The organism is Ralstonia sp. OTU4908, from assembly GCF_038440115.1.
GTDB classification, from domain to species: domain Bacteria; phylum Pseudomonadota; class Gammaproteobacteria; order Burkholderiales; family Burkholderiaceae; genus Ralstonia; species Ralstonia pickettii.
In genome coordinates this window covers 1-5,893 of record NZ_JASATD010000072.1, presented here as the reverse complement: position 1 = coordinate 5,893, position 5,893 = coordinate 1, and the positions used below count along the sequence as shown (strand labels likewise).

Below are 5,893 nucleotides of genomic sequence, written 5' to 3'. Positions count from 1 at the left end.
TGGTCCGGTTTGGGTGGGAATTACCTTTTCTTTTGCTCCTCTCAATCGCCGATGTTGCGTCGCAATATCGGCGAAATGCATTGTTGCGCGGCGTTGCATGCGCAGCCGTTGGAAGCTGATAGGCTTGCGTTCCTCCTGAACGAGCAAGCCCGACGCCGATGCTGCCTCCCGCAGCCGGTTCTGGCCTTGTGCCGTGCGAAAGATCATCCACTGCGACTGCGACTGTTTTTACGCTGCCATCGAGATGCGCGACGATCCGCGCCTCGTAGGCAAGCCGCTGGCCGTCGGTGGGCGGCCTGAGCGCCGCGGCGTGGTCGCAACCTGCAACTACGAAGCGCGCAAATTTGGCATCCATTCGGCGATGCCCATGGCGCAGGCTGTCAAGCGTTGCCCGGACTTGCTGATCGTGCCGCCGTCCATGGAGAAGTACCGCCAGGTCGCGCGCCAGATCTTCGCCATCTATCACAGCTATACGCCGCTGGTGGAGCCGCTCTCGCTGGACGAGGCGTATCTGGACGTGACCGACAGCCCGTTGCTCGCGGGCAGCGGCACCCGCATCGCTGAAGACATCCGCCGCCGCGTGCGTGAAGAGATCGGCATTACCGTATCGGCCGGCGTTGCACCCAACAAATTTATCGCCAAGATTGCCAGTGACTGGAATAAGCCCGATGGCCTGTTCGTCGTGCGGCCGGAGCAGATCGACGGGTTTGTGGCGGAGTTGCCCGTCGACCGCCTGTTCGGCGTGGGCAAGGTGACGGCGGCCAAGCTGCGTCGCCTCGGCGCGGAGACCTGCGGCGACTTGCGCGCCTGGGGCACCGACCGCTTGCAGCAGCATTTCGGGGTGTTCGGTTTCCGGCTGCATGACCTTTGCCGCGGCATCGATCATCGGCAAGTGCAGCCTTCGCAGATCCGCAAATCAGTCAGCGTGGAAGAAACCTACGCCACCGATCTGCGCACGCTCGATGACTGCCAGCGTGAGCTGAGCGTTCTCGTCGAGCAGCTGGCCGCCCGCGTCGAGCGCGCTCGCGCCGGCAACATGATCCACAAAACCTACGTCAAGCTTCGTTTTGCCGATTTTCGTGGCACGACGGTGGAATGCATCTCGCCGCAGGTGTCCTTGCCGGTGTTCTCCAAATTGCTCGCGCAAGGGTTTGAGCGTCGCGGCATTCCCGTCCGGTTGCTGGGCGTGGGCGTGCGGTTATACGAGTCCGACGCGCATGCGCGCCAGCAACTGCTGTTTGCCGAAGACCCTGCTGCCGCCGATTGAGATTGAACCGCTCGGCCCGCCAATCGGGTACGAATTGTCCTATTTTCCTGTCTGCTTCATGGCGATAGAAGGGCGGAATGTCGCCTGCGGGTAAAATGCCCGCTTTTTTGCATAATCCGCCGCCGCGCACCACACGTGCACGACAGTGCATGCCGTCACATTCGGCCGCACGCAGACAGGAGACGCAGTCAATGAGTTTGTTTCGCACCAAAAACGTGGATCACATGATCCGCGCGGGCCACAGCGATACCGGCCTGAAGAAAGTCCTCGGACCCCTCGACCTGACATTGCTTGGTGTCGGCGCCATCATCGGTACCGGTATCTTCGTGCTGACCGGCACCGGCGCGCTGACAGCGGGGCCGGCGCTCACGCTGTCTTTCATCGTCGCGGCGCTGGCCTGCGGTTTTGCCGCGCTGTGTTACGCCGAATTTGCCTCGACCATTCCCGTGTCGGGCTCCATCTATACGTATGCCTACGCCACGATGGGCGAGTTGGTCGCCTGGATCATCGGCTGGGATCTGATGCTCGAATATGGCCTGGCCACATCGGCTGTTTCGGTGGGCTGGTCCGGCTATTTCCAGTCGCTGCTTTCAGGCTTCGGCCTGCATCTCCCGGTGGCGCTCACGGCCGCGCCTGGCGCGATTCCGGGCGTGCAGACGCTGTTCAACCTGCCGGCGCTGGTGATCATGCTGCTGATCACGACGTTGCTGTCGTTCGGCATTCGCGAATCGGCCCGCGCCAACAACATCATGGTGGCCATCAAGGTGACGGTGGTGCTGTTGTTTATCGTCGTGGGTGTGCGCCATGTGCAGCCGGCCAACTGGCAGCCGTTCATGCCGTTCGGCATGGAGGGCGTGTTTGGCGCTGCGGCCATCGTGTTCTTCGCGTTCATCGGCTTCGACGCGGTGACGTCCGCGGCCGAAGAGGTGCGCAATCCCAAGCGCGATTTGCCGATTGGCATCATTGGTTCGCTGGCGGTGTGCACGATCCTCTATGTGGTGGTGGCCGCGATCATGACGGGCATCGTGCCATTCGCGAAGTTTGCGGGCGTGGATCACCCGGTGTCGCTGGCGCTCCAAGTGGCCGGTGAAAACTGGGTGGCGGGCTTTGTCGATCTGGGCGCCATCATTGGCATGACGACCGTGATCCTGGTGATGGCTTACGGTCAGACGCGCATCATCTTCGCCATGTCGCGCGACGGCCTGCTGCCCAAGCGCCTGTCGCACATTCATCCGCGCTACTCGACGCCGTTCCTCAACACCTGGGTCGTGGGGATTGTCTTTGCGCTGATCGCCGCATTTGTTCCGCTGAATGTGCTGGCTGAACTGATCAACATCGGCACGCTCGCCGCCTTCTCGTTGATCGCCGTGGCCGTGCTGGTGCTGCGCCGGACCCGTCCAGACCTGCATCGCGGCTTCCGCTGCCCTGGCGTGCCAGTGGTGCCGCTGCTGGCGATCGGCCTGTGCCTGTTCCTGATGAGCCAACTGCAGGCTGTCACCTGGATCGCCTTTGTGGTGTGGGTCTTGATTGGCTTGGTGGTGTACTTCGGCTACGCGCGCCGTCGTTCGCTGCTGCACGGTTCGGAGCCCGGACCGGCACCGGTTTCCGAGACGGTGCACTGATCAAAAACGCGCGCCCATTCCCTGACGACATGGCTGCCACGCAGCCAAACACTGTCGTTCGGGCCGCCGACTGAGCAGAACTGGCCTCAGTCGGCGAGAAACTATTACAACGCCGGTGTATTGCGTTCAATCAGCGCACTTTATAGGGCACGGTTTTCAGCGCTTCCGGCACTGACATCAAGGCGTCGCAATCCATGTGGTTGCATTAGCGCGCGTACTTAGGCTTCGTATCCGGCACGGGCCTTGCATGTGCCTTTTGCTTTGCTCAGCGGGCACGTGCGCGACCCTGACAAAAAAGCATAGCTTCGACCGCGGGCCTCCCAAGGCCTGATGCCGCTTGGGATGGCGGCTTCAAGCCGCCGCTCGCTGGCTGGCTGCGCTGCAAATAGCGCTCGCACGTGCATCGCAAGCTGTGGTTAAAATGATTTGCGCAGCCAGACACAATGTCTGACGAAACCTTGCCGGCCCCCCCGCAGGGTTTCCACGCAACAGCGTGTGCGTTGTTGTCCATTGCAATCGGAGGGCTTTGACGATGGAAATCAAGTTCGAAAAGAAAGAGGCGTACGACATCAACAACGAAGGCCTGCTGTTCGACGCACTCGTCGACGGCGAAAAGGTGACTTGCGTGGCAACGCGTGAGGCGCTTTGGGAGGGCCTGGAAGGTGATCAGGTGTTGTCGCTTCAGGCAGCCTTCGAGGCTGGTCAAGAGCGGATCCAGGATGCCGCGCGCGTACTGATTGCTGACGGCGTGCAGCGATCTCACGGATTGGAGGATTTGCCGCAACCGGTCGTGGTCAAGCGCGCGCATATAGCCGTGGTTTGAGTCCGTTCGATTGCCCGCGTAGACATCGGCTTGGCCGATGACTCTGCATGGCGGACACCGTGTCCGCCGCCTGAAGAAAGCCGGTCCCTGTGACCGGCTTTTTTCATTTCACCATGACTCCAGCACCGAACTTTGCTGGACTACGCCGAAGCCCGATACAGCAGGTTTATCAATAACTTAGGCGAGTCCAACATATGCCGGTGCTTTCCGAAACCTGACCCGGCTTCCCCTCTGATGGCCCCTACATGGCTCTTGGGAATCGGGTCTTTCCGAGGAGTCATCGTGGCAAAACTCAAGCTCACCAAGTCCGCAGTCGATGCGGCACAACCCCAGGCGCAGGCCGTCGAACTCCGGGACACGCTGGTGCCCGGCTTCCTGTGCAAGGTTACACCAGCGGGCCGCAAGGTGTTCATGCTCCAGTACCGCACGAACGCTGGCGAGCGGCGCAAGCCCGCCCTGGGCCTGTACGGGGAACTGACCGTCGAGCAGGCCCGCTCGCTGGCCCAGGAATGGCTGGCCGAGGTGCGCCGGGGCGGCGACCCCAGCGCGGCCAAGGCCGCCGCCCGTTCAGCCCCCACGGTCAAGGAGCTGTGTACCAAGTTCATGGAGGATTACTCCAAGCAGCGCAACAAGCCCAGCACCCAGCGCGGGTATCAGGCCGTCATCGACCGCTGCATCGTTCCGATGCTGGGCCGTTTGAAGGTCCAGGACGTGAAGCGCCCGGACGTGGCCACGGCGATGAAGAAGATGGCGCACAAGCCGGCCGAGGCCAACCGTGCTTTCAGCGTGATGCGCAAGATGTTCAACCTGGCCGAGGTGTGGGGCCACCGGCCTGACGGCACCAACCCCTGCCGCCACGTCCCGATGTACCCCAACGGCAAGGCCACCCACCTCATCAGCGACGAGGACATGGGCAAGCTGTTTCGGCGACTGGAGCACATCGAAGCCGAGGGTCTGGAGAACTACGTCATCCCGCTGGCGATCCGCCTTCAATTCGAGTTCGCCGGCCGCCGCTCCGAAATCGTGACGCTCCGATGGGATTGGGTGGACCTGGACAACCGCCGCGTGGTCTGGCCGGACAGCAAGACGGGCGGCATGTCCAAGCCCATGAGCGAGGAAGCCTATCGACTGCTCTCGACGGCGCCACGGCAGGAAGGCACTCCCTATGTGCTGCCGTCTCCAAGCCATCCCGGCAAGCACCTGACCACGGGCGAGTATTACGGCGGCTGGAGCCGCGCCCTCAAGGCGGCGGGCGCCACGCACGTCGGCACGCATGGCATCCGCCACCGCTCCGCGACCGACATTGCCAACTCGGGCATCCCGGTCAAGGTCGGCATGGCGCTGACGGCGCACAAGACCGTGGCGATGTTCATGCGCTACGTCCACACCGAGGACGATCCGGTGCGCAAGGCGGCCGAGCTGGTGGCGAACCGGCGCAAGACGATCACCGAGGCGCAGCGGCCTGCGGAGGTGGCTGCATGACCAAGAAGGCGCCTGCGATGGCGGGAGTCGCACCCGCCGCCGTGCCTGCCGGCTACGCCGGCATCCACGGCGGCATCGTGGATCTGCTCGATGCCGCGCGCCAGACGGCAGCGCGCAGCGTCAATGCGCTGATGACGGCCAGCTACTGGGAGATTGGCCGCCGCATCGTGGAGGCCGAGCAACAGGGCAAGCGGCGCGCGGGTTATGGCGAGCAGTTGATCGAGCGGCTGGCAAGCGACCTCACCCAGCAGTTCGGCCGTGGCTTCAGCCGTCAGAACCTGCAGCAGATGCGGTCGTTTTTTCTGACCCGGCCAATTCGCCAGACAGTGTCTGGCGAATCTTCCCCGGAGCCAGTGCGGCCTTGGCGGCTGGACGAGCTGGCGCAGGTCTTCACGCTGCCGTGGTCGGCCTATGTGCGGCTGTTGTCGGTCAAGGACGAGCATGCGCGCCAGTTCTATGAAGCCGAGGCCTTGCGCGGCGGCTGGAGCGTGCGCCAGTTGGATCGGCAGATCGGCAGCCAGTTCTACGAGCGCACGGCGCTGTCGAAAAACAAGGCGGCGATGCTGGCCAAGGGCGCGGTGGCCAAGCCCGAAGATGCCGTCGCGCCCGGCGATGCCATCAAAGACCCCTATGTGCTGGAGTTCCTCGACCTCAAGGACGAGTATTCGGAGTCCGATCTGGAGGCCGCCTTGATCCGGC

The 5,893-nt window shown here is 63.1% G+C and carries 6 protein-coding genes; 5 read left to right on the top strand and 1 reads right to left on the bottom strand.

Annotation, left to right across the window (positions count from 1 at the left end; translation table 11 throughout):
• A partial coding sequence (locus AAHM38_RS25090) for a hypothetical protein (protein ID WP_342234398.1) occupies nucleotides 1-207 on the bottom strand: 207 nt, incomplete at its 3' end.
• On the opposite strand from AAHM38_RS25090, the gene dinB reads away from it, so the two are divergent.
• The 5 genes from dinB to AAHM38_RS25065 form a co-directional block, all read left to right on the top strand.
• Nucleotides 194-1,267: a DNA polymerase IV gene (gene dinB / locus AAHM38_RS25085; protein WP_116576558.1), complete on the top strand. Its 1,074-nt coding sequence runs from the start codon at nucleotides 194-196 to the stop codon at nucleotides 1,265-1,267. The two genes, AAHM38_RS25090 and dinB, sit on opposite strands and share 14 nt — an antisense overlap.
• 191 nt (nucleotides 1,268-1,458) lie before the next feature.
• Nucleotides 1,459-2,889 carry an amino acid permease gene (locus AAHM38_RS25080; RefSeq protein ID WP_009240811.1) on the top strand — a complete coding sequence of 477 codons (1,431 nt, stop codon included), beginning with the start codon at nucleotides 1,459-1,461 and terminating at the stop codon, nucleotides 2,887-2,889.
• A gap of 532 nt (nucleotides 2,890-3,421) precedes the next feature.
• Nucleotides 3,422-3,712, top strand: a complete 291-nt coding sequence (locus AAHM38_RS25075) for a DUF1488 family protein (RefSeq protein ID WP_009240810.1) — start codon at nucleotides 3,422-3,424, stop codon at nucleotides 3,710-3,712.
• Nucleotides 3,713-3,994: 282 nt separating this feature from the next.
• The gene (locus AAHM38_RS25070) at nucleotides 3,995-5,194 is read left to right on the top strand and encodes a tyrosine-type recombinase/integrase (RefSeq protein WP_003056225.1); all 1,200 of its coding nucleotides are present in this window, start codon (nucleotides 3,995-3,997) and stop codon (nucleotides 5,192-5,194) included.
• On the top strand, nucleotides 5,191-5,893 hold a 703-nt coding region (locus AAHM38_RS25065; protein WP_342234397.1), incomplete at its 3' end, for a DUF1016 N-terminal domain-containing protein. The genes AAHM38_RS25070 and AAHM38_RS25065, both read left to right, overlap by 4 nt.